Below are 23,010 nucleotides of genomic sequence, written 5' to 3' on the forward strand. Positions count from 1 at the left end.
TTGGGTAGCGGGACCCACCAGTCTGTTCAGTGACTCACGGGTACGACGGCAGGTGAAGCGACAGGAATGCGGCGGCAGGCTTGTCGGCTTCTGTCAGACCTCCGGGACACCCGAATGGCCCCTCGAACATCCGAACAGACCTCCGGACACCCGAACAGTCCTCCGAATATCCGGGCGCTCACCCGGTGAACAGCTGCTTGGCCCTGAGGACGAGCTCGTACAAGCCGTAACAGAGCGGTGCGCCCACCCACAGCCAGGCGAAGCCGATCAGGGCCCGGCGGTCAGGCGGACTCGGGCTGCTGTCGCTGGACATCGGCGGCCTCCCTCGGGGCGGGGATGTGGTGGCGGGCGTGGACGGGGCGGACCAGCTCGTTCGCGACGAAGCCGATGACGAGCAGCCCGATCATGATCAGGAAGGACAGGCCGTAGAGGGAGGACCCGTGCTCGCCCGCCTCCTTCTGGTGGTCGGCGATCCAGTTCACGATCAGCGGGCCGAGGACTCCCGCCGTGGACCAGGCGGTGAGCAGCCGGCCGTGGATGGCGCCGACCTGATAGGTGCCGAAGAGGTCCTTCAGATAGGCGGGGATCGTAGCGAAGCCGCCGCCGTAGAAGGAGAGGATCACCAGCGCGCAGACGATGAACAGCGGCTTGGATGAGTCCCCGAACCAGGCGATCAGCGCGTACATCAGGGCACCCACACCGAGGTAGACGCGGTAGATGTTCTTGCGCCCGATCAGGTCGGACGTCGAGGACCATCCGATCCGGCCCGCCATGTTCGCGGCCGACAGCAGCGCGACGAAACCGGCCGCCGCGGAGACCGACACCGGGGTGGACGTGTCCGCGAAGAAGTCCGTGATCATCGGGGCGGCCTTCTCCAGGATGCCGATGCCCGCGGTCACGTTCATGCAGAGCACCACCCACAGGCACCAGAACTGCGGGGTGCGCACGGCGTCGCGGGCCGAGACCTGCGGCCCCTGGAAGGCGCTCGGCGCGCCCTCGACGGGCCTCTCGGTGCGCGGGACCCGCACCAGCAGCACCCCGAGCGACATGAACACGGCGTACACGAGGCCGTGCACCAGGAACGCCTGCGCGATCCCGGAGCTGTCGGTGCCGAACGACTCCAGCATCTGCGTCGACCAGGGCGAGGCGATGAGCGCGCCGCCGCCGAAGCCCATGATGGCGATGCCGGTGGCCATGCCGGGCCGGTCCGGGAACCACTTGATCAGTGTCGAGACGGGTGAGATGTAGCCGATGCCGAGGCCGATCCCGCCGACGAAGCCGTAGCCGAGGACGATCAGCCAGTACTGCTCGGTGGCCGCGCCGAGGGCGGAGATCAGGAAGCCGGACGAGAAGCAGACCAGGGCGACGGTCATCGCCCAGCGCGGCCCGTTGCGCTCCACCAGCGTGCCGCCGAACGCGGCCGACAGGCCGAGCATCACGATGCCGAGCTGGAAGGGCAGCGCGCTCTGGGTGCCGCTGAGGCCGAGCGCGGATTCGAGGGGCGGCTTGAACACGCTCCAGGCGTAGGCCTGCCCGATGGAGAGGTGGACGGAGAGAGCGGCGGGGGGAACGAGCCACCGGCTCCAGCCGGCGGGGGCGACGGGGGGACTCATGATCCCGGACGGTAGGGAGTGCGGGGGAGGTTGAGAAGTCGCGCGTCGACCGTATGCGGTGAGCGGTATGCCGTGCGCGACGAACGGTCGTACCGGCCGGTATTCAAGGCTTGGCCGGACCGGCCTCCAAGGCTCGGCCGGACCGGAGCCCAAGGTTCGGTCAGACCGGCGCCCAAGGCTTGGCCAGGTCGTGCGCGAACCCTTGCCGCCCCCACTTCCATACTGTAGACAATATTTCGTCGACACCTTCTGGACAGCGTTCGACAGTTCCTCGGTACCCTCGACCGAACGGAGCTCCCCCAGTGAAAGTCGCAGTTCTCGGCGCCGGTGCGATCGGCGCCTACGTCGGCGCCTCGCTCCAGCGCGCGGGCGCCGATGTGCACCTCATCGCCCGTGGACCGCATCTGGCGGCCATGAGGCGGCACGGAGTGCGGGTGCTCAGTCCGCGCGGTGACTTCACCGCACGCGCCCACGCCACCGACGACCCGGCCGAGATCGGCCCGGTCGACTTCGTCTTCCTCGGGCTGAAGGCCAACTCGTACGCGGCGTGCGGGCCGCTGATCGAGCCTCTGCTCAGCGACACGACCGCGGTCGTGGCCGCTCAGAACGGCATCCCCTGGTGGTACTTCCACCGGCACGGCGGGCCGTACGACGGCCACCGCGTCGAAAGCGTCGACCCGGACGGCGCGGTCAGTGCGGTGCTCGCGCCCGAACGGGCCGTCGGGTGCGTCGTCTACGCCGCGACCGAGCTCGAAGGACCGGGCGTCGTACGCCATCTCGAAGGCACCCGGTTCTCCGTCGGCGAGCCCGACCGCAGCGTCTCGGTGCGCTGTGGCGCGTTCAGTGAGGCCCTGCGGGCGGGCGGTCTCAAGTGCCCGGTCGAACCCGACCTGCGCAACGACATCTGGCTCAAGCTGCTGGGCAACATCTCCTTCAACCCCATCAGCGCGCTGGCCCGCGCGACCATGCGGCAGATGTGCCTGCACGGCGGCACCCGCCGGGTCATCGAGATCATGATGACCGAGACGCTCACCGTCGCCGAGGCACTGGGCTGCGAGGTCGGCGTCTCCATCGAACGCCGGCTGGCCGGCGCCGAGCGCGTCGGCGACCACCGCACCTCCACGCTCCAGGACCTGGAGCGCGGCAAGCCGCTCGAACTCGACGTGCTGCTCGGCGCCGTCGTCGAGCTGGCGGAGATCACCGGCGTCGAGGTGCCGACGCTGCGCACCGTCCACGCCCTCTCGGATCTGCTCGCAGCGAGGACCGCCGCATGACGAAACGCGACCGAACTCCGAAGACCTACACCCGCCTCACGCATCCGCTCGTCAGGGACTCGCGCGACGAGCCCCTCCGCCGGGCCACGTGGGAGGAGGCGCTGGACCGCGCGGCCCGGGGCCTCGACGCGGCACGCGGCGCCTTCGGCATGTTCTCCTGCGCCCGGGCGACCAACGAAATGAACTACGTGGCGCAGAAGTTCGCCCGGGTCGTGATGGGCACCAACAACGTCGACTCCTGCAACCGGACGTGTCACGCCCCGAGCGTGGCCGGTCTGTCGGCCGCCTTCGGCTCGGGCGGCGGGACGTCGTCGTACGAGGAGACCGAGCACACCGACCTCATCGTGATGTGGGGCTCCAACGCCCGCTTCGCGCACCCGATCTTCTTCCAGCACGTCCTGAAGGGGATCAGGAACGGCGCCCGGATGTACGCCGTCGATCCGCGCCGCACCTCCACGGCCGAGTGGGCGGAGAGCTGGCTCGGCCTCAACGTCGGCACCGACATCCCGATGGCGCACGCGATCGGCCGCGAGATCATCCACGCGGGCCTCGCCAACGAGACCTTCGTCGAGCGGGCGACGAGCGGCTTCGAGGAGTACCGGGCGCTCGTCGAGCCGTGGACGCTGTCGCTCGCCGAGAAGGTGACGGGTGTACCGGCCCGCGCCATCAGGGAGCTGGCGCACGCCTACGCCCGGGCGGAGCGCGCCCAGCTGTGCTGGACCCTCGGCATCACCGAGCACCACAACGGCACCGACAACGTGCGCGCGCTGATCAACCTGTCCCTGCTGACCGGGCACGTGGGCCGGTACGGCTCGGGCCTGCAGCCCCTGCGCGGCCAGAACAACGTGCAGGGCGGCGGCGACATGGGCGCCATCCCGAACCGGCTGCCCGGCTTCCAGGACATCCTCGACCCGGACGCGCGACTGAAGTTCGAGTCCGCCTGGGACACCGTCATCCAGCCGCACTACGGGCTGAACCTGACGGAGATGTTCGAGGCGATGGAGGAGGGCACCCTCAGGGCCGTCTACTGCATCGGGGAGAACCCGGCGCAGTCGGAGGCGGACAGCGAGCGGGCCGTACGGCGCATGCGGGCCCTCGACTTCCTCGTCGTCCAGGACATCTTCCTCACCAGGACGGCCGAGCTGGCCGACGTCGTGCTGCCGGCGACCGCCGGGTGGGCCGAGACGGACGGCACGACGACCAACAGCGAGCGGCGGGTGCAGCGCGTGCGCCGGGCGGTGACCCCGCCGGGTGAGGCGCGCGAGGACATCGACATCCTCTGCGCGCTCGCGGCGCGGCTCGGGCACGACTGGAAGTACGCGGACGCCGAGGCGGTCTGGAACGAGCTGCGGTCGGTGTCGCCGGACCACTACGGGATGACGTACGAGCGGTTGGCGGAGCACCAGGGCATCCAGTGGCCGTGCCCCGCACCGGACCGGCTCGAACCCCCTTATCTGCACGGCCGGTTGTGGTCGTCCGACCCGGCCGGGCGCGGCCGCCTCGCCCCCTTCGGGATCGTCCAGCACGACCCGCCCGTCGATCTGACGGACGAGGAGTACCCGATCCGGCTCACCACCGGGCGCCGCCTCGACTCCTACAACACCGGTGTGCAGAGCGGCGGTTTCGCCTCTCCGCTGCGGCGCGGCGAGTTCGTCGAGCTGTGCCCGGAGGACGCGGAGCGCTACGGGGTCGTGGTGGGCGAGCAGGTCCAGGTGGCCTCGCGGCGCGGGGCCGTGGTGGCGCCGGTGTGGATCGATCCGGCGCTGCGCCCCGGTCTCGCCTTCATGACCATGCACTTTCCCGACGAGGTGGACACCAACCGGCTGACGATCGAGGCCAACTGCCCGATCGCCGGGACGGCCGAGTTCAAGGCGTCCGCGATCCGGATCGAGAAGCTGCCGGTCACGGCCGTGAGGAGCTGAGGCAGGACATGGATCTGCACTTCGGTGACAGCAAACCGTCGGACGAGGAGCGGGCGGCCGTCGACGCGCTGCTCGGTCCCCCGGAGTCCTCGTGGGAGGGCGCCGACCGGTCCGACGCCGACCTCAGGTGGGCCCGCGGCGGGCGCGCGGCCCGGGACCGCCGCGACCTGCTGCTGCCGGGGCTGCACGCGGTCAACGACCGGATCGGCTGGATCAGCGAGGGCGCCCTCGACTACCTGTGCCGGCGGCTGACGGTGCCGCCCGCGGAGGCGTACGGCGTCGCCACGTTCTACTCGATGTTCGCGGTGAAACCGCGCCCCGCGACCGTCCTGCATGTGTGCACGGACCTCGCGTGCGCGTCCGCCGGGGCGGCTGAGCTGTGCGCCGGTGTCGAGGCCCGGCTCGGGCCCGGCAGCGGCGTCGGAGTGGAACGCGGCCCCTGTCTGGGCCTGTGCGAGCGGGCTCCGGCCGCACTGGCGGTCAGGGCCGGGGATCCGGTGCGTACGGCGGTGTCGGCGCCCGCGACCGTCGAGGCCGCGGTGCTGGCGGCGAGCGCGCCCGACTCGGCGCCCGAGGAGCCGTCCGCCGCCCTCGCGGTCCCCCAGGCGGGTCAGGACGGGCTGGTTCTCCTGCGCCGCGTCGGCGTGGTCGACCCCGCGTCGCTCGACGACTACCGGGCGCACGGCGGTTACGCGGCGCTGCGGCGGGCCTTCGAGCTCGGGCCGGCCGAGGTCATCCGGGAGGTCACCGACGCGGGCCTGGTCGGGCGCGGCGGCGCCGCCTTCCCCACCGGCCGCAAATGGCAGGCGACGGCGTCCCGGCCCGACCGTCCGCACCACCTCGTCTGCAACGCCGACGAATCCGAGCCCGGCACCTTCAAGGACCGGGTGATCATGGAGGGCGACCCGTACGCGCTCGTCGAGTCGATGACGATCGCCGCGTACGCCGTCGGGGCGCACCAGGGCTATCTGTATCTGCGCGGGGAGTACCCGCGCGCCCTGGAGCGCATGAGCCACGCCATCGAGCAGGCACGCGCGCGTGGGCTGCTCGGCGACGACGTCCTCGGTCAGGGCTACGCCTTCGACATCGAGATCCGGCGCGGCGCGGGCGCGTACATCTGCGGTGAGGAGACCGCCCTCTTCAACTCGATCGAGGGGTACCGGGGGGAGCCGCGGTCGAAGCCGCCCTTCCCCGTGGAGAAGGGCTTGTTCGGCCGGCCCACTGCCGAGAACAATGTCGAGACGCTGGTCAACGTGTTGCCCGTCCTCACGATGGGGGCGCAGGCGTACGCGGCGATCGGCACGGCGAAGTCCACCGGGCCCAAGCTCTTCTGCGTGTCGGGCAGCGTGGACCGGCCCGGCGTCTACGAGCTGCCGTTCGGCGCGACGCTGGGCGAGCTGCTGGAGCTGGCCGGAGTGCGGGAACGGCTGCGCGCGGTCCTGCTCGGCGGCGCGGCCGGCGGCTTCGTACGGCCCGACGAACGGGACATCCCGCTCACCTTCGAAGGCACCCGTCAGGCGGGCACCACGCTCGGCTCGGGAGTCGTCATGGCCTTCGACGACACCGTCCCGCTCCCCCGGCTCCTCCTGAGGATCGCCGAGTTCTTCCGCGACGAGTCGTGCGGCCAGTGCGTGCCGTGCCGGGTCGGGACCGTGCGCCAGGAGGAGGCGCTGCACCGGATCGTGGCGCGGACGGGGGCGGCGGCCGCCGACGACATCGCCCTGCTCAGAGAGGTGGGCCGGGCGATGCGGGACGCCTCGATCTGCGGTCTGGGCCAGAGCGCGTGGAACGCCGTGGAATCTGCCATCGACCGTCTGGGGGCGTACGAATGACCGCGATACCGCTGGGAGTGCCGCGCCGGCTCGTCGAGTTCACCGTCGACGGGCAGGAGGCCAGGGTCCCGGAGGGGTCGACGATCCTCGACGCCTGCCGGGCCGCCGGAAAGGACGTGCCGACCCTCTGCCAGGGCGACACCCTCACCCCGAAGAACGCCTGCCGCGTCTGCGTCGTCGAGGTCGAGGGCGCGCGCACTCTCGTCCCGGCCTGCTCGCGCGGGGCGGAGCCCGGCATGGAGGTGCGCACCGACACCGAGCGCGCCCGGCACAGCCGCAGGCTCGTGCTCGAACTCCTCGCGTCCTCGGTCGACCTGTCGACCACGCCGAAGGCCGCCGGGTGGATCAAGGAGTACGAGGCGAAGCCGGACCGCTTCGGCCCCGACGCCGCCCGGCTCAACGAGGAGCCGAAGGTCGACAACGACCTCTACGTCCGCGACTACGACAAGTGCATCCTCTGCTACAAGTGCGTCGACGCGTGCGGCGACCAGTGGCAGAACACGTTCGCGATCTCGGTGGTGGGGCGCGGCTTCGACGCGCGGATCGCGGTCGAGCACGACGCGCCGCTCACGGACTCCGCGTGCGTGTACTGCGGCAACTGCGTCGAGGTGTGCCCGACCGGCGCGCTGTCGTTCAAGTCGGAGTTCGACATGCGCGCGGCGGGTACGTGGGACGAGTCGGCACAGACCGAGACGACCACGGTGTGCGCCTACTGCGGAGTGGGCTGCAATCTCACCCTGCACGTACAGGACAATGAGATCGTGAAGGTCACCTCACCGCACGACAACCCGGTGACCCACGGCAACCTCTGCATCAAGGGCCGTTTCGGCTACCAGCACGTACAGAACCGGGACTGATCAGGACATGGGACGAGTCACGGAACGACGCAAGGTGATCCGCATCCGGGACGGGGCCGTGAGCACCCGCCCGGACACGCTCGTCGCCGAGGAACCACTGGAGATCCGCCTCAACGGCAAGCCGCTCGCGATCACCATGCGCACGCCGGGTGACGACTTCGCGCTCGCCGCGGGCTTCCTGGTCAGTGAGGGCGTCCTGGGCGAGGCCGACGAACTGCAGAACATCGTGTACTGCGCGGGCGCGACGGTGGACGGCTCGAACACGTACAACGTCGTCGACGTGCGGACGGCGCCCGGTGTCGTCCTCCCCGACATCACACTCGAACGGAACGTGTACACGACGTCCTCCTGCGGACTGTGCGGCAAGGCGAGCCTGGACGCGGTCCGTACGACGGCACGCTGGACGATCGACGACACTCCCCCGGTCCGGCTCGAACCCGAGCTGCTCGCGAGCCTCCCCGACCGGCTGCGGGCGGCCCAGCGGGTCTTCGACCGGACCGGGGGCCTGCACGCGGCGGCGCTCTTCACGGAGGAGGGCGAGCTCGTCGACATCCGAGAGGACGTGGGCCGGCACAACGCGGTCGACAAGCTGGTCGGCCGCGCCCTGCAGAGCGGCTCCCTGCCGCTGTCCCGCACGGTCCTGCTGGTGTCGGGCCGGGCCTCCTTCGAGCTGGCGCAGAAGGCGGTCATGGCCGGGATTCCGGTTCTGGCGGCGGTGTCGGCCCCCTCGTCGCTGGCCGTGGACCTGGCCGCGGAGTCGGGGCTGACCCTGGTGGGCTTCCTGCGGGGCGCCTCCATGAACGTGTACGCGGGCGAGCACCGCATCGCTCTGCGGGCCGCGGCCGCCCAGGGCTGAGCGGCTCCCCGCTGCACGGCGGCGGGGCCCCGACCGGCGGGGAGCGCCCCCTGCGCCGAAGGGGCCCCGCCCCAAAGCGGTCGCTCAGTCGGCCGCGCTCGCCCTCGCCCGCCGCCTCACCTCACCTCACCTCACCCGAGGCGAAGTGCACCTCGGCGGCGGTGACCACCGTGCCCAGCCGGGGGAAGTCCAGCCGTACGGACGCGTCGTGCTCGGCCGCGGTGAGGGCGGCCATCGCGTCCTCGACGAAGACCAGGTCGTAGCCGAGGTCGCCGGCCGCGCGGGCGGTGGACTCGACGCCCAGATTGGTGGCGATGCCGCCGAACACCAGTGTGCTGATGCCGCGCTCGCGCAGCTGCTCGTCCAGGGCCGTGCCCTGGAAACCCCCGATGGTCCGTTTCACGATCTCCAGGTCGCCGTCCGCCGCGAGACCGGCGACCAGCCCGCTTCCGGGTGGCTGCTCGGCGAGGCCGGGGCGCTCGACGCGGATGAGGACGACGAGGGCGCCCGCGGAGCGGAAGCCGGCCGCCAGCCCCTCGGCCACGGAGAGGACTTCGACGCCCTTCCGGGGCTCGACGGGCAGTCCGACGATGCGGTCCATCAGGTCGACGAGCACTAGGGCGGTGCGTGCGGGGTCGAGGGCGAGCCGGGGTTCGGCTGCGGGTACTGGTGCGGTCATGACGGAACGTTAGCCCGCATCAGCCGTCCGTACCGGAAATCCGGATCAACAGGCTCATGAACTGGTCGCGTTCGGCCGCCTCGAGCGGGGCGAGGAGCGCGTCGTTCGCGGCGCGGGCCGCCTTCTCGCAGCGCTTCAGCAGGCGCGTGCCCTCCCCGGTGAGGGACACCGCGTTCTTGCGGCGGTCCTTCGGGTCCGGTTCACGGACGATCAGGCCCGCGGACTGGAGGTCGTTGAGGACGCCGACCAGGTCCTTGGGATCGAGCTGGATACTGCGGCCGAGCTCGGCCTGGGCGACGGGGCCGAGGTCGGCGACGGCGGAGAGCACCACGTGGTGCCACATCTTCATCCCCTCGGCCGCCAGGGCCTCGGCCACCAGGCCGCGCCCCCGGGCGGCGGCCCGGCCGAGGAGCCAGCTGGGGAGGGTGCGGATTGCGGGCAGGGGGGCGGACATGCCCCCAGCCTAGCGAATAACCATGGGGCATCCCAACGAATCTCCAGTTATCATTGGGACTCCCAACGAATACTGTCCCCGCATTCTGGGAGGTGCGATGCGTCGCGTCCGGTACGAGCACACCGGTGGCCCGCTGTTCCTGGAGGAGGTGCCGGTGCCCGACGTCGGACCGGGCGAGCTGCTCGTCCGCGCCGCGGCGATCGGGGTGACCCTCCCGGTCGTACGGAAGGTCACCGAGGCCGCCGAGCCGATCCCGCTGGGCGGCGAGATCGCCGGAGAGGTCGTCGCCGCCGGGGAAGGTGTCACCCGTTTCACGGCGGGCGACCGCGTCACCGGTCTCTGCTTCGGACACGGTTACGCCGACTACGCCCTCCTGCACGAAACCATGGGCCACCCCCGTCCCCGAGAGCGCGAGCCCCGTCGACGCCGTCGCCCTGGTCCGCAGCGGCCTGGTCGCGCTCGGCGCCCTGGAGGCGGCCCGCCCCCGCCCCGGCGAGTCGGCGCTCGTCACCGCGGCGGCCGGCGGCGTGGGCCAACTCGCCGTACAGCTCGCGCGCCTGCGCGGGGCGTCGCGCGTCGTCGGCGCCGTGTCCGCCCCGGGCAAGGCGGCGTTCGTGCGCGGGCTCGGCGCCGACGACGTGATCACCTACGACGCCGACGCCTGGGGCGAGCCCGTCGACTACGTCCTCGACGCGGTCGGCGGTGAGCTGCTCACCCCGGCGATCGCCGCGCTCGCCCCGGGTGGCCGGCTCGTCGCCTACAGCTCGGGCGGCGGGACCGTCCAGGCGTACGACCTGCTGGTGAGCGCGAAGTCGGTGATCGGCTTCCAGATGGCGCGGATCGCCCGCGGGGAGCCGCAGCTGTACGAACGGTGGCGGCGGGAGCTGTGGCGGCTGTTCACGGACGGGGCGCTGCGGCCGGCCGTGCACGGGGAGTTCGACCTGGCGGACGCCGCGAAGGCGCACGAGGTGATCGAGTCGCGGAGCAACCTCGGCAAGGTGGTCCTGCGCACCTGACGCTCCGCCGCTACTCCGTCCGGTGTACTCGGCCTCCCGCGCACATCCCCACCCGCGCGGGCTCGTTACTCCCGGTGAGTTCCACAGGGCCACGTCCGCGCGGCCCGTCGTCCGGGTAGGAGGCAGTTACTTGGATGCCGGCACCACCCTGCTCGGCTCGTTAGTGGCCTGCGCGGGCGTGCTGGGCGCGGCCGTCGTGGCGTACCTGGGGAAGCGGGGCGAGAACGCTCTGAACGGCTTCTCCAGTCTCACCGACAAGCTGCAGTCCGAGCGCGACCGCCTGGAGCGCCAGGTCGCCGAACGTGACTCGCGGATCGTCGAGTTGTCCACGCTGCATGCCGCGGACCAGTCGGAGATCGCCCGGCTGCGCCTCGACGTCCACCGCCTGGGAGGTGCGCCGTGAACGGGTTCCAGCGGCTGCTCGCCCTGCGCTGGCGCGGCATCTTCCTCGTCTGCGTCCTGATCGCGCTCTCCGGCATCGCGGTGGTCCTGTGGGCGCGCATCGACGCCGGGGACCGCAAGGCCGAGGAGCTGCGCTCGGAGGCGGACCGGCGCGGCAAGGCCCTGTCCACGCTCGCGCAGGACGTGCGGGACCTGCGTGCCCAGGTCGAGGCCGGCGGTGGAACCCCCGCCGCGCCGGACCCCTCCGAGGCCGTGGACCATCTGGTCGACCGCGTTCGGGTGCCCGCCGGGATGCCCGGCGCACCCGGCGCCCGGGGTGAGCGGGGCTCGGGCGGGAAGAACGGTGCCGCCGGGAAGCGCGGGGCGCGCGGCGAGCCAGGTCCCCTCGGACCGTCCGGCGGGACCGGCCCCTCCGGCGAGCCGGGCACGGACGGCTCCCCCGGACCGGCGGGACCCCCCGGGCCGGCGGGACCCCCCGGACCGGCAGGGCCTCCTGGACCGGCGGGGCTCCCCGGGGCCGAGGGCGAGCGGGGGGCGCAGGGGTACCAGGGAGCGCCCGGATCCTCGGGCCCGAAGGGCGACCGGGGAGACCCGGGCCCGGCCGGCCCCAAGGGTGACCCCGGCCCCACCTGCCCGGACGGCTACTCCCTCCAGGCGCCCGCGAGCGACCCGGACGCCCTGGTCTGCCGCAGGACCGGAGCGGCACCCGGGCCGGTTCCCCAGGCGGCGGCGGTACTTCCGGTCCTGCCGCCTCCACGGCGACGCCGAGACCTGGCGTGAACACGACCGGTGCACGCTTCTTGTGGGCCGGCTGAGCGCCCAAGTAGCGTCTGTGACGCGCACGTTGGACGTGGGATGTCCAGATGTCCAGACGCATGAAGGGCAGGTCGCACCATGCCGTCAACTCTCCGTGCACGTATCGCATCGACCCTGACCGCCGTGCTCACCACCGCCGCACTACTGGCCCTGCCGAGCCCCGCGGGGGCCGAACAGGCGACGGACACGGGTGAGTTCGAGCAACAGGTGCTCTTCAAGGCGTCCCAGGATCCCGGATACGCCTGCTTCCGCATACCGGCCGTCGTGAAGACGACCGACGGCACCCTCCTGGCGTTCGCCGAGGGCCGCGTCCTCAACTGCGGTGACGCGGCCGACATCGACATCGTCCTCAAGCGCTCCACCGACGGCGGCCGCACCTGGGGCCCGCTCCAGGTGGTCAACGAGGGCGGCGGGGACACCCACGGCAACCCGGCGCCCGTAGTGGACCGCGAGACCGGCCGCATCGTCCTGGCCGAGACGTACAACACGGGCCGTACGGACAGCGCCGGCTGTACCGTCCCGTGCGACCGCACACCGCACCTCCAGTACAGCGACGACGACGGCCTCACCTGGTCCCGGCCGCGCGACCTGAGCGACGAGATCCTCCCGCCGGAGTGGAACTCCTGGTACGCCACCGGACCCGTGCACGGCATCCAGCTGACCCGGGGCAGACATGCGGGCCGGCTCGTCCTCGGCGTCAACACCGAGACATGGGACGGCAGTCGGGTCAGCGCGAACCACGCCGCGCTCATCACCAGCGACGACGGCGGCGACCACTGGAGGATCGGCGCCACGGACTCGTGGCCGATCGCCGCGGACGGCACGTTCCGTCAGAAGCCGTCCGAGATGACGCTGGCCGAGCGCACGGACGGGTCCGTCCTGGTCAGCGGGCGCGAGCAGGACGGCACCGACCTCGGACACCGCACCCAGGCCGTCAGCCGCGACGGCGGCTCCAGCTTCACCGCGCCCTTCCGTGATCTGCCGGACCTGTACACGCCCCAGGTCCAGGGCTCCTCGCTGCGCCTGGGCGACCGGCTGCTGCTCGCCTGCCCCGGCGACCCGGACCGCCGGCGGACCATGACGATCCGCTCCTCGTACGACGGCGGACGCACCTGGGACAGCGTCGACCGCGGCACGGTCGTCACCACGGACTGGTCGGGCTACTCGGACCTGGTGCGCGTCGGCCGGGACACCGTGGGCCTGATGTACGAGGGCGGTGCGGTCGACGCGCGGGACGAGATCCGCTTCGCCCGCTTCACCGAGGACTGGCTGAAACCCCGCCGCGGCCCCGACCCGACAACGCCCGACCTGGCCCCGCACGCCAAGGGCGCCGCGGTCCTCGGGGGCGCCGAGCAGACGGAGGGCGTGTTCGGCGGCGCGCTCGACTTCGACGGCGCCGACGACGCCGTACGCCTGCCGTACCGTGCCGAACTCCCGCTCGGGACAAAGGACTTCACGGCGTCCCTCTGGTTCCGTTACACCGCCGCGACCGGCGAGCAGCCCCTGCTGTGGATGGGCGGGATCGGGACCTCGCAGCCACAGGTGTGGCTGCGCGGCGAGCCCGCGTCGAACCGCGTCCAGGGTCTGATCACCGTCCGCGACGGCGCCTCGGCCCCGCAGTCCGCGTTCGTGCGCACGACGGGCGCGTACAACGACGGCCAGTGGCACCATCTCGCGCTGCGCCGTGGCGGCGGAGCGCTCACGCTGTTCCTCGACGGTACGCCGATCAGCACCGCGGATGTGCCCGGGTCCGTCAGCCGCAACTCGCCGTTCGGTGTGCACATCGGTCAGCGGATGGACAGCCGGGCGTACTTCACCGGATCCATCGACGAAGTGCGCGTCTATGGACGGGCGTTGAGCGACGCCGAGATCACGGGCCTGCGCACGGACAACGAGGCGTCGGCCCGGGACACCGTCCTGCGGCTGCCCATGGACCGGGTGAGCGGCAGCCACTAACGTCCCGTGCGTGCCCGACGACGCACGAGCTCGACGGCGGACCGGGACCGGGCTCGGTGTGCTCCTGGCCCTGGTCTGCACGGCCGTGCTGCTCACCGCCCTCCCGGACCACCACCGGGAGAGCGGCGGCTGCGCGGCACGCACGGTGGAATCCTGGCGCCCGGACACAGAACTGACCGGCGAGTTCGCGCGCTACGGCGACGACGCCACCCGTGCCGACGACTGGACCGGCGGCGACGGCACCCACTCGGTGCGACTGCCGGACGGGCGGGTGCTGTGGCTGTTCTCGGACACCTATCTGGGCCAGGTGCACGGCCCGCCCAACCCCGTCGGCGAGTCCTACGCCTGGCGGGACACCTCGGCACCCCTCGTACGCAACTCGGCTGTGGTGATGACGGGTGCGGGCCGGCTGAGCGCCACGCTGCCCGCCCCGCTGTTCCCGGATCCGGCCGCCGGACAGTGGCGCTGGCCGGTGGCCGCCCGGGTCGAGCCCCGCTCCCCCGGCTCGTCCGAACAGGTCGTACGTGTCCTGCTGTGGACCCGTACGACAGGTGCGTACCCGTGGATCTACGGCGTCCCGACCGCCACCGAGGTCGCCACGCTCTCCCTGCCGGACCTGCGGGTCGAGGGCATCACCCAGGTCCTCGACCAGCGGCAGGTCCCAGATCCCGCGCACCGCGTGCTGTTCGGCACCACGGCGGTGACGGGCGACGGGGACTGGACGTACGTGTTCGGCGGCGACGACGGGCAGGCCGCCTCCCGCCCGGCGTCGAAGGCGTACGTGGCGCGGGTGCCGCGCGGGAGGCTGGCGGAGCCGGGGGCCTGGGAGTACTGGGACGGCTCCGCCTGGAGGGCTCACGCCCGGCCGGCGGCGATGCTCGGGGACGGGCGGGGCACGGGCGTGGGCAGCGCCTTCACGGTCGTCCGCGACGGACCGACATACGTGCTGTTCACCATGGCCGCCGGCACCCGGGGGCTGACGACGGTCACGTCGTACTGGGCGTGCTCACCGGCCGGCCCCTGGCACGGTCCGGCCAGGGGATTCAGCCCGCCGCTGCCGCAGGGGCAGGTGGCCGCGTACAACCCGCAGGCCCACCCGGTGCTCGGCGGCGACGGCCGGCTCGTCCTCAGCTACGACGTCAACTGGCTGGACACGACGGGCGCTTCGGCCCAGGCGAACCTCAGCCGGAACGTGTCCCTGTACCGACCGCGGTTCGTGTCCCTGCGGCTGACTCCGGGGTGACCGCCGACCGCTCCGGGTCGCGCGCCCGGCGCTTGGCGATCACCGCGCACACCATCAGCTGCATCTGGTGGAAGAGCATCAGCGGCAGCACGGCGAGCGAGGCGTGCGCGCCGAACAGCACACTGGCCATGGGAAGTCCGGAAGCGAGGGACTTCTTCGAACCGGCGAACTGGATGGCGATCCGGTCCTCGCGGCCGAAGCCCAGCGCCTTGCCGCCGTACCAGGTCAGCGCGAGCATCACGGCGAGCAGCACGGCCTCGACGACGAGCAGTCCGGCGAGCCTGACGGCGCTCACCTGGTGCCAGATGCCCTGCACCATGCCCTCGCTGAACGCGGTGTAGACGACGAGCAGGATCGAGCCGCGGTCGACGAGTCCGAGGACCTTCTTGTGCCGCAGGACGAACCCGCCGATCCAGCGCCGCAGCACCTGCCCGGCGAGGAACGGGACCAGCAGTTGCAGCACGATCCTGACGAGCGAGTCGGCGGAGAACCCGCCGCCGCTGTTGCCGAGCAGGGCGGCCGCGAGCAGCGGGGTGACGACGATCCCGGCGAGCGAGGAGAAGGAACCCGCGCAGATCGCGGCGGGCACGTTGCCGCGGGCGATGGAGGTGAAGGCGATCGACGACTGGATGGTCGACGGGACGAGGGTGAGGAAGAGGAGACCGGTGTAGAGGGGCTGCGTCAGGAGCGCCGGGACGAGCCCGCGGGCGGCGAGACCGAGCAGCGGGAAGACCACGAACGTGCAGGCGAGGACCGTGACGTGCAGCCGCCAGTGCTTGAGGCCCTCGAGTGCTTCACGCGTGGAGAGCCGGGCTCCGTAGAGGAAGAAGAGAAAGGCGATCGCGGCCGTGGAGGCCCCCGACGCGACATCCGCGGCCGTGCCGCGCGCGGGCAGGAGAGCCGCGAGGCCCACGGTCCCGAGCAACAAAAGGATGTACGGGTCGACGGGTATCCAACTCGGCCACCGCAGGCGTTTCACTGTGCTCCACTACTTCGCTGTACGTCGTTTTCCGGACACCGGACGTGCCCTCTCCATCGTCCTCCCCGGACCCGCGATCGGGAATCCGGCATACCACTCTGACTGTCATCACGTTCCGCGATAACGTCGCGGGATGTACGACCCTTCACAGCTGCGGACGTTCCTCGCGGTGGCGCAGACGCTGAGCTTCACGCAGGCCGCGCGCCGGCTCGGGCTGCGTCAGTCGACGGTGAGCCAGCACGTGCGCCGGCTGGAGGACACGGCCGGACGGCAGCTCTTCTCGCGCGACACCCACTCGGTGGAGCTGACGGAGGACGGCGAGGCGATGCTCGGTTTCGCCCGCCGGATCCTGGAGGTGCACGAGCAGGCCACGGCGTTCTTCACGGGCACGCGGCTGCGCGGGCGGCTGCGGTTCGGCGCGTCGGAGGACTTCGTGCTGACCCGGCTGCCGGAGATCCTGGAGGGCTTCCGGTACGACCATCCGGAGGTGGACCTGGAGCTGACGGTCGAGCTGTCGGGCACGCTGCACGAACAGCTCGCGGCGGGCAAGCTCGACCTGGTGCTCGCCAAGCGCCGGCCGCAGGACCCGCGCGGGGAGCTCGTCCGGCACGACCGGCTGGTGTGGATCGGCGCGGAGCGGCTCCGCCTGGACCCCGACCGCCCGGTCCCGCTGATCGTCTACCCGCCGCCGGGCATCACCCGCGCCCTCGCCCTCGAGGCCCTGGAGAAGCAGGGCCGGTCCTGGCGCGTCGTCTGCACCAGCGGCAGCCTGAACGGCCTGATCGCGGCGGCCCGCGCGGGTCTCGGTGTGATGGCCCACTCCCGGGGCCTGGTCCCGCCGGGCCTGGTCCGTGTCCCTGAACGGGCGGGGCTGCCGGAGCTGGGCGAGGTGGACTTCGTCCTGGTGCACGGGCGCCGGCGGGGCCCCACCCAGGGCGCGGCGGAAGCGTTGGCGGCGGCGATCCTGGCGGGCGGCGACCGGTTGCACCGCGGGCGGACGTAGCCGGCCGGGCCGGACCTGCCCTAGCCCGGCATCCGGTACGTCAGCTGTTTGACCCGGCGCATGAACGGTGTCGTCTCGACGTGCTGGACCCCTTCGAGGTGGCCGAGGCGGCCGCTCAGGTAGGCGTAGAGGGCCCCTGTGTCCCGCACCACGGCGGTCGCGACGATGTTGGAGGGGCCGGCGGTCGCCGAGGCGTAGGCGATCTCGTCGTGGGTGGCGAGGGCCTCGCCGACCGAGTGCAGCGCGCCGGGCGAGGTGGTGATCCACAGGAGGGCCGCGAGGGAGTAGCCGAGGATCTCGGAGTGGTACTCGATGTCGATGTAGACGGCGCCGGAGGCCAGCAGTGCGGCGAGGCTGCGCTTGACGGCGGACTCGGAGCGGCCGGTGGCCCGCTGGAGCTCGGGGTAGGTGGCCCGGCCGTCCCGTTCGAGTGCGGCGACCAGGGGTTCGTCCTCCGGGGCGATCCGGGCGGGCCCGGACGCGGCCGGAACCTCGGGGCGCAGCGCGGCGATCTGGTCGTCCGTCAGTGCGGAGAACTTCCCGATCCAGCCCGTCGGGCCGCCGTAGAACCGGTGCAGCAGCTGCTGGGCGCGGATCTCCACGATGCTGGGTGTGCGGGGCAGCTTGCCGAGCAGCAGGTCGTCCTGGTCGCCCCGGCTGCGCGGGCGGCTCATGCAGGCCACCTCGGTGCCGCCCGACGCCAGTCCGATCCAGCCGGTGTCGGGTCGTTTGGCCAGGGCTTCCGCGATGGCCCCGGAGCTGTCGGGGGTGCAGCGCAGCCGCAGCATCCACTGGTCCTGGCCGAGGCGCTCCGCGTCCCGGACGGCCACGACCCGCAGGCCCGCCTCGGCGGTCAGTCCCCGGTAGCGGCGCGCGACGGTCTGGTCCGAGACGCCGAGCACGGCCGCGATCCGGCTGAAGGGCGCCCGGCCGGCCAGCTCCAGCGCCGCCAGCAGTTGCAGATCCAATGCGTCGAACGCGTCGGATTCCCTCTCCAAGGGGCACTCCAGTGTCGAAATCCAGCGGGATGAGCCCGATGACCGTGTCGATCGTCCGGGTCTCCCTCATCGTACGGACCGCATACGCATCCGTGACACAGGGAGTTGAGGATCATGCGTACATGGGGGCCGCTCACCGCGGTGTGTCTGGGGACGTTCATGCTGCTGCTGGACGTGACGATCGCCGTCGTGGCGCTGCCCGACATGGCGCGGGCGCTGCATGCCTCGCTCAGCGATCTGCAGTGGGTGATGGACGGTTACGCGCTGGCCCTGGCCGCGCTGCTGCTCGGGCTGGGGGCCGCGGCCGATGTGCTGGGGCGGCGGCGGGTGCATGTGGCGGGCGTCGTGCTGTTCGCGGTGGCGTCACTGCTGTGCGGGCTGGCCTCGGGGCCGGGGATGCTGGTCGCCGCGCGCGGGGTGCAGGGAATCGGGGCGGCCGCGATGTTCGCGACGACGCTGCCGCTGCTGGGCTCCGTCTACCAGGGTCGGCGGCGGTCGGCGGCACTCGGCGTGTGGGGTGCGGTGAGCGGGGCGGCGGCCGCCGTCGGTCCCGTGCTCGGCGGGCTGCTCACCGACGGGCCCGGCTGGCGCTGGATCTTCTTCGTGAACCTGCCGGTGAGCGTCGTGGCGGTCTGGCTGACGCTGCGCGTGGTGCCGGAGTCGCGGGGGCCGCGGGGGCGGCGCATCGACTGGGCGGGCACGGTGGCGTTCGCGGGCTTCGCGGGCGCGCTGACGTACGGGGCGGTGCGGGCAGGGTCCGAGGGGTGGGCCGAGGCGGGCACACTCGTGTCGTTCGCGGCGGCGGCCGGGGCGCTGGGCTGCTTCGTGCTGATCGAGCGGCGCACCGCCGATCCGCTCCTCGACCTGTCGTTGTTCCGCAAGCCCGCGTTCCTGGGCGTGATGGTGGGGGCGCTCGCCTTCAACGCGGCGGCGTTCGGTGTGATGCCGTATCTGTCGATCTGGCTCCAGACGCTGCTCGGGATGAGCCCGGTGCGGGGCGGTCTGGTGTTCCTGTGGCTGTCGGCCGCCTCGTTCGTGGTGGCCGCGGTCGGCGGCCGGCTGCTGCACGGGGTGCCGTCCCGGCTCACCATCGGCGGCGGACTGCTGCTGATCGGCTCCGGTCTGTTCTGCCAGGCGGTGCTCGACGCGGGTGCGACGGCGACGGCGCTGATACCGGGTCTGATCCTGGTCGGCGTCGGTACGGGCCTGGTCGCGCCCGGCATCGCGGGCGCCGCGCTCGCCGCCGTCCCGCTGGAGCGGGCGGGCATGGCGGGCGGCGCGGTCAACACCTTCCGCCAGCTCGGCTACGCGCTCGGCATCGCCGTCTTCGGCACGGTCCTCACCTCGCGCATGCAGAACGCGTTGCCGCGGGACGCGGCGCACACGCTGGCGGGCGGTGGCGCGGGAGCCCTGCGCGGGACGCTCTCCGAACACGCGCTGCGGGCCGCGTTCGCCTCCGGCCTCGACGCGGCCTCGGTGGCCGCCGGAGTGACGGCGACGGCCGCCGGTGCGCTGGTGCTGGTGCTGGTGCGGACACCGCGTCCCGCGCCGGATGCGGCCGGGGCGCCGGCACAGGAGGTCGCGGCGCACCGCGGGTGACGGCGGCGGGGCCGGTCCCGGCGCCACCGGGGCCGGGACCGGCCCCGGCAGTGAGGGAGCATGAGCGGTCCGACGGCAGGAGGGCGAGGAAACGGGGCCTCCGCGTTCGGTATCCGATGCGCGGTGCACCGTAATCGGGTCGCGCAGATTCCGTGGAGATTACGACCGGGAAACCTACGGAACCGTAGGTGGTTCTGCACCGTCTCTCCCCTTGTGGGAGGATTTTCCCGCGTGACCAGTGCATACACCGTGACCCTCCGTCGTTCGGTCACCCCTCCCGCCCGGCAGTCCGGTGGGGTAGCTTTCACGGCGCTGTGCGGAGCGCCACAAGGAGCGGGATTGCGCGAGTTCACCAACCCTCCGTTGGCGTCGGCGCCGCCGGTGGGCGGCCTGGCCGACGTTGTCTTCGACCATGCCCTGGAGGATCCGCTGCACGTCGCTCTCGGCCGCAAGGACGAGCAGGGCACCTGGCGTGACGTGACCGCCGCGGAGTTCCGCGACGAGGTCCTCGCCCTGGCCAAGGGCCTGCTGGCGCAGGGGATCCGGTTCGGGGACCGGGTCGCGATCATGTGCCGGACGCGCTACGAGTGGACGCTTTTCGATTTCGCGCTCTGGACGATCGGCGCCCAGGTGGTGCCGGTCTACCCCACCTCGTCGGCCGAGCAGGTCTTCTGGATGCTGCACGACGCCCAGGTGTCGGCCGCGATGGTGGAGCACGAGGACCACGCGATGACCATCGCGACGGTCATCGACCGGCTGCCCCAGCTGCACCGGCTGTGGCAGCTCGACGTGGGCGCCGTGCAGGAGCTGTACGAGTCGGGCGCGCACCTCGAGGACGAGGTGGTGCACCGGCACCGGCGCGCGGTCACGCCCGAGTCGGTCGCGACCATCATCTACACGTCCGGCACCACGGGACGCCCCAAGGGCTGTGTCATCTCCCACGCGAACTTCATGTTCGAGGCGGACACGGTCATCGAGCGCTGGGAGCCGGTGTTCCACTCCAAGCGCGGCGACGAGGCGGCCACGCTGCTGTTCCTGCCGCTGGCGCACGTCTTCGGGCGGATGGTGCAGATCGCCGCGGTCCGCGGCCGGGTCAAGTTCGGCCACCAGCCGCAGCTCAACGCCGCGGCGCTGCTGCCGGACCTGGCCGCGTTCAAGCCGACGTTCTTCCTGGCCGTACCGTACATCTTCGAGAAGGTCTTCAACGCGGCCCGCCGCAAAGCCGAGAGGGAGGGCAGGTCGGGCGCGTTCGAGAAGGCCGTGGAGGCCGCGGTCAAGTACGCGGACGCCGTGGAGGCGAAAGCCTGGGGCATCGGACCCGGTCCGTCGGCGGCCCTGCGGATGCAGCACCAGGTCTTCGACAAGCTCGTCTACGCCAAGATCCGGGCCGCGATGGGCGGCCGGGTGCGGCACGCGATGTCCGGCGGCTCGGCGATGGACCGCCGGCTCGGCCTGTTCTTCGCGGGCGCCGGCGTGTACATCTACGAGGGGTATGGCCTCACGGAGTCCACCGCGGCCGCGACCGCGAACCCGCCGGAGCGCACCCGGTTCGGCACGGTCGGCCAGGCGATTCCGGGCACCACCGTGCACATCGCGGACGATGGCGAGATCTGGCTGAACGGTGGCAACGTCTTCCAGGGCTATCTCAACGACCCCAAGGCCACGGACGCGACGCTGCACGACGGCTGGCTGGCCACCGGTGATCTCGGCTCGCTCGACGAGGACGGCTACCTCACCATCACCGGGCGCAAGAAGGAGATCCTGGTGACGTCCGGCGGGAAGAGCGTCTCGCCGGGGGTCCTGGAGGAGCGGGTGCGCGACCATCCGCTGGTCGCGCAGTGCATCGTCGTCGGCAACGACCGCCCGTACATCGCCGCGCTCGTCACGCTCGACTCGGAGGCCGTCGAGCACTGGCTCCAGATGCACGACAAACCACAGCTGACCCCGGCCGAGCTGGTCCGGGACGCCGAGCTGGAGACGGAGGTGCGGCGGGCGGTGGTCGCCGCGAACACGCTCGTCTCGCAGGCCGAGTCGATCCGCACGTTCCGGATACTGGCCCACCAGTTCACCGAGGAGCACGGCCTGCTCACGCCGTCCCTGAAGCTGAAGCGCAAGGCGATCGAGAACGCGTACGCGACCGAGGTGGAGGCGCTGTACCGGGCCTGACCCCCGGCACGGCGCCCGTCCGTCGCCGCTGTCCGATGCTCACCCGGAAGATCTTGTCCGAGCCGTCCGCCGCGCCTCCGTTGATCCATTTCCGGCCAATCTCCGGCGGGACCACACGGAATCCGCAGGGGATTCACGACGAATCCACCGGTCAGGAATGCATCACCGCCCGTGATCGTTGACGATGGGAGTACCACCCGACGACTGTAAGGATCGAGAGCTCGTGAGCACCAAGGTCCCCCCGATCACCCTGAACAACGGCGTCGAGATGCCCCAGCTGGGCTTCGGCGTCTGGCAGGTGCCGGACGACGAGGCGGAGCGTGCCGTCGCCACCGCGCTGGAGGCCGGGTACCGCAGCATCGACACAGCGGCGATCTACGGCAACGAAGAGGGCACCGGCAAGGCGATCGCGACCGCCGGCATCCCCCGCGCCGACCTCTTCGTCACCACCAAGCTCTGGAACAGCGACCAGGGCTACGACTCCACGCTGCGCGCCTTCGACGTGTCGCTGGAGAAGCTCGGCCTGGATTACATCGACCTGTATCTGATCCACTGGCCGCTGCCGACCCGGGGCCAGTTCGTCGAGACGTACAAGGCGTTCGAGAAGATCTACGCCGACGGCCGCGCGAAGGCGATCGGCGTCTCCAACTTCCTCCCCGAGCACCTCAGGACGCTCATCGACGCGACGTCGGTCATCCCGGCGGTCAACCAGATCGAGCTGCACCCGCACCTTCAGCAGCACGCCGCGCGCGAGTTCCACGCGGAGCACGGCATCGCGACCGAGGCCTGGTCGCCGCTCGGCTCGGGCAAGGGCCTCCTGGAGGTCCCGGCGATCGTCGCGATCGCCCGGAAGCACGAACGCACCCCGGCCCAGGTCGTGCTGCGCTGGCACATCCAGCTCGGCAACATCGTGATCCCCAAGTCCGTGACTCCGTCCCGGATCAAGGAGAACATCGAGGTCTTCGACTTCAGCCTGGACGACGAGGACATCGCGGCGATCAGCGCGCTCAACGAGGACCGCCGCCTGGGTCCCGACCCGGCGACGTTCGACATGGGCTGACCTGCCGGAACACGCGCCGGAACACGCGCGAGAAAACCCGTCGGGGCCCGGACACCGGAAAGGTGTCCGGGCCCCGACGCTTCCCCGGCGCCACCCCGCGCTTCGCGCCCCGCTCCCCCGGACGGCCTACCCGACGGCTCCCCCACGGCTCCCTCACGGCTCCCGCGCCTCGTACCGGCGCTCCCCATCGGCTTCCCCCTGGACCGGACCAAGTCCGCGGAAGGCCTTGACGCGGTCATGCAAGCAGGGCCACATTGTGCGCAACATGGTAAGGAAACTTTCCTA

General features: G+C 71.9%; 19 protein-coding genes and 1 pseudogene. 14 read left to right on the forward strand and 6 right to left on the reverse strand.

Annotated elements, in window-relative coordinates; genetic code table 11:
* Nucleotides 1-178: 178 nt before the first annotated feature.
* A complete protein-coding gene (locus GTY58_RS41290; RefSeq protein ID WP_255253726.1) occupies nucleotides 179-313 on the reverse strand; it encodes a hypothetical protein in 135 nt (44 codons plus the stop codon).
* Entirely contained in the window at nucleotides 282-1,613 is a 1,332-nt protein-coding gene (locus GTY58_RS09670) for an OFA family MFS transporter (RefSeq protein ID WP_010983271.1), read from the reverse strand. The genes GTY58_RS41290 and GTY58_RS09670 overlap by 32 nt, the downstream gene beginning before the upstream one ends.
* A 302-nt stretch (nucleotides 1,614-1,915) precedes the next feature.
* Between GTY58_RS09670 and GTY58_RS09675 the strand changes: the two genes are divergently transcribed.
* From GTY58_RS09675 to fdhD, 5 genes are read left to right on the forward strand one after another with little or no spacing between them, the layout of a single operon-like run.
* Nucleotides 1,916-2,887 carry a 2-dehydropantoate 2-reductase gene (locus GTY58_RS09675; RefSeq protein ID WP_010983272.1) on the forward strand — a complete coding sequence of 324 codons (972 nt, stop codon included), beginning with the start codon at nucleotides 1,916-1,918 and terminating at the stop codon, nucleotides 2,885-2,887.
* On the forward strand, nucleotides 2,884-4,809 hold the full coding sequence (locus tag GTY58_RS09680; protein ID WP_010983273.1) for a molybdopterin-dependent oxidoreductase: 1,926 nt from the start codon (nucleotides 2,884-2,886) through the stop codon (nucleotides 4,807-4,809). The genes GTY58_RS09675 and GTY58_RS09680 overlap by 4 nt, the downstream gene beginning before the upstream one ends.
* A gap of 8 nt (nucleotides 4,810-4,817) precedes the next feature.
* Nucleotides 4,818-6,641 (forward strand): NADH-ubiquinone oxidoreductase-F iron-sulfur binding region domain-containing protein, encoded by a 1,824-nt coding sequence (locus GTY58_RS09685; RefSeq protein ID WP_010983274.1) that lies wholly within the window; start codon nucleotides 4,818-4,820, stop codon nucleotides 6,639-6,641.
* The gene (locus GTY58_RS09690) at nucleotides 6,638-7,498 is read left to right on the forward strand and encodes a 2Fe-2S iron-sulfur cluster-binding protein (protein ID WP_010983275.1); all 861 of its coding nucleotides are present in this window, start codon (nucleotides 6,638-6,640) and stop codon (nucleotides 7,496-7,498) included. The genes GTY58_RS09685 and GTY58_RS09690 overlap by 4 nt, the downstream gene beginning before the upstream one ends.
* A gap of 7 nt (nucleotides 7,499-7,505) precedes the next feature.
* Nucleotides 7,506-8,354, forward strand: coding sequence for a formate dehydrogenase accessory sulfurtransferase FdhD (fdhD, locus tag GTY58_RS09695; protein ID WP_010983276.1), 849 nt, complete (start codon nucleotides 7,506-7,508; stop codon nucleotides 8,352-8,354).
* Nucleotides 8,355-8,475: 121 nt separating this feature from the next.
* On the opposite strand, the gene GTY58_RS09700 is transcribed toward fdhD, so the two are convergent.
* Nucleotides 8,476-9,033 (reverse strand): isochorismatase family protein, encoded by a 558-nt coding sequence (locus GTY58_RS09700; RefSeq protein WP_010983277.1) that lies wholly within the window; start codon nucleotides 9,031-9,033, stop codon nucleotides 8,476-8,478.
* Between the two features lie 19 nt (nucleotides 9,034-9,052).
* Nucleotides 9,053-9,487 carry a MarR family transcriptional regulator gene (locus tag GTY58_RS09705; RefSeq protein ID WP_010983278.1) on the reverse strand — a complete coding sequence of 145 codons (435 nt, stop codon included), beginning with the start codon at nucleotides 9,485-9,487 and terminating at the stop codon, nucleotides 9,053-9,055.
* Nucleotides 9,488-9,584: 97 nt separating this feature from the next.
* Between GTY58_RS09705 and GTY58_RS09710 the strand changes: the two are divergent.
* The 5 genes and pseudogenes from GTY58_RS09710 to GTY58_RS09730 all read left to right on the forward strand — a co-directional run bounded on the left by GTY58_RS09710 (nucleotide 9,585) and on the right by GTY58_RS09730 (nucleotide 14,920).
* Nucleotides 9,585-10,503, forward strand: a pseudogene (locus tag GTY58_RS09710) (zinc-binding dehydrogenase).
* A gap of 130 nt (nucleotides 10,504-10,633) precedes the next feature.
* The gene (locus GTY58_RS09715) at nucleotides 10,634-10,906 is read left to right on the forward strand and encodes a hypothetical protein (protein WP_037647371.1); all 273 of its coding nucleotides are present in this window, start codon (nucleotides 10,634-10,636) and stop codon (nucleotides 10,904-10,906) included.
* The gene (locus GTY58_RS39545; protein WP_063774024.1) at nucleotides 10,903-11,685 is read left to right on the forward strand and encodes a collagen-like protein; all 783 of its coding nucleotides are present in this window, start codon (nucleotides 10,903-10,905) and stop codon (nucleotides 11,683-11,685) included. Before GTY58_RS09715 ends, GTY58_RS39545 begins: the two co-directional genes overlap by 4 nt.
* Nucleotides 11,686-11,799: 114 nt before the next feature.
* Entirely contained in the window at nucleotides 11,800-13,677 is a 1,878-nt protein-coding gene (locus tag GTY58_RS09725) for a sialidase family protein (RefSeq protein ID WP_010983281.1), read from the forward strand.
* Between the two features lie 10 nt (nucleotides 13,678-13,687).
* Nucleotides 13,688-14,920, forward strand: a complete 1,233-nt coding sequence (locus GTY58_RS09730) for a DUF5005 domain-containing protein (RefSeq protein WP_010983282.1) — start codon at nucleotides 13,688-13,690, stop codon at nucleotides 14,918-14,920.
* On the opposite strand, the gene GTY58_RS09735 is transcribed toward GTY58_RS09730, so the two are convergent.
* Nucleotides 14,859-15,899 carry a bile acid:sodium symporter family protein gene (locus GTY58_RS09735; protein WP_010983283.1) on the reverse strand — a complete coding sequence of 347 codons (1,041 nt, stop codon included), beginning with the start codon at nucleotides 15,897-15,899 and terminating at the stop codon, nucleotides 14,859-14,861. The two genes, GTY58_RS09730 and GTY58_RS09735, sit on opposite strands and share 62 nt — an antisense overlap.
* A gap of 133 nt (nucleotides 15,900-16,032) precedes the next feature.
* Here GTY58_RS09735 and GTY58_RS09740 point away from each other — a divergent pair, with 133 nt between their 5' ends.
* Entirely contained in the window at nucleotides 16,033-16,902 is an 870-nt protein-coding gene (locus tag GTY58_RS09740; RefSeq protein ID WP_010983284.1) for a LysR substrate-binding domain-containing protein, read from the forward strand.
* A 20-nt stretch (nucleotides 16,903-16,922) separates the two neighbouring features.
* Here GTY58_RS09740 and GTY58_RS09745 read toward each other — a convergent pair whose 3' ends face one another.
* Nucleotides 16,923-17,900, reverse strand: a complete 978-nt coding sequence (locus GTY58_RS09745; protein ID WP_010983285.1) for an AsnC family transcriptional regulator — start codon at nucleotides 17,898-17,900, stop codon at nucleotides 16,923-16,925.
* Between the two features lie 114 nt (nucleotides 17,901-18,014).
* On the opposite strand from GTY58_RS09745, the gene GTY58_RS09750 reads away from it, so the two are divergent.
* The 3 genes from GTY58_RS09750 to GTY58_RS09760 all read left to right on the forward strand — a co-directional run bounded on the left by GTY58_RS09750 (nucleotide 18,015) and on the right by GTY58_RS09760 (nucleotide 22,725).
* Nucleotides 18,015-19,499 (forward strand): MFS transporter, encoded by a 1,485-nt coding sequence (locus GTY58_RS09750; protein WP_010983286.1) that lies wholly within the window; start codon nucleotides 18,015-18,017, stop codon nucleotides 19,497-19,499.
* Between the two features lie 339 nt (nucleotides 19,500-19,838).
* A complete protein-coding gene (locus GTY58_RS09755; protein WP_010983287.1) occupies nucleotides 19,839-21,665 on the forward strand; it encodes an AMP-dependent synthetase/ligase in 1,827 nt (608 codons plus the stop codon).
* 223 nt (nucleotides 21,666-21,888) lie between these two features.
* A complete protein-coding gene (locus GTY58_RS09760) occupies nucleotides 21,889-22,725 on the forward strand; it encodes an aldo/keto reductase (protein WP_010983288.1) in 837 nt (278 codons plus the stop codon).
* The last annotated feature ends 285 nt before the right edge of the window (nucleotides 22,726-23,010 follow it).

Source organism: Streptomyces sp. SID5469 (genome assembly GCF_009862865.1).
GTDB classification, from domain to species: domain Bacteria; phylum Actinomycetota; class Actinomycetes; order Streptomycetales; family Streptomycetaceae; genus Streptomyces; species Streptomyces avermitilis.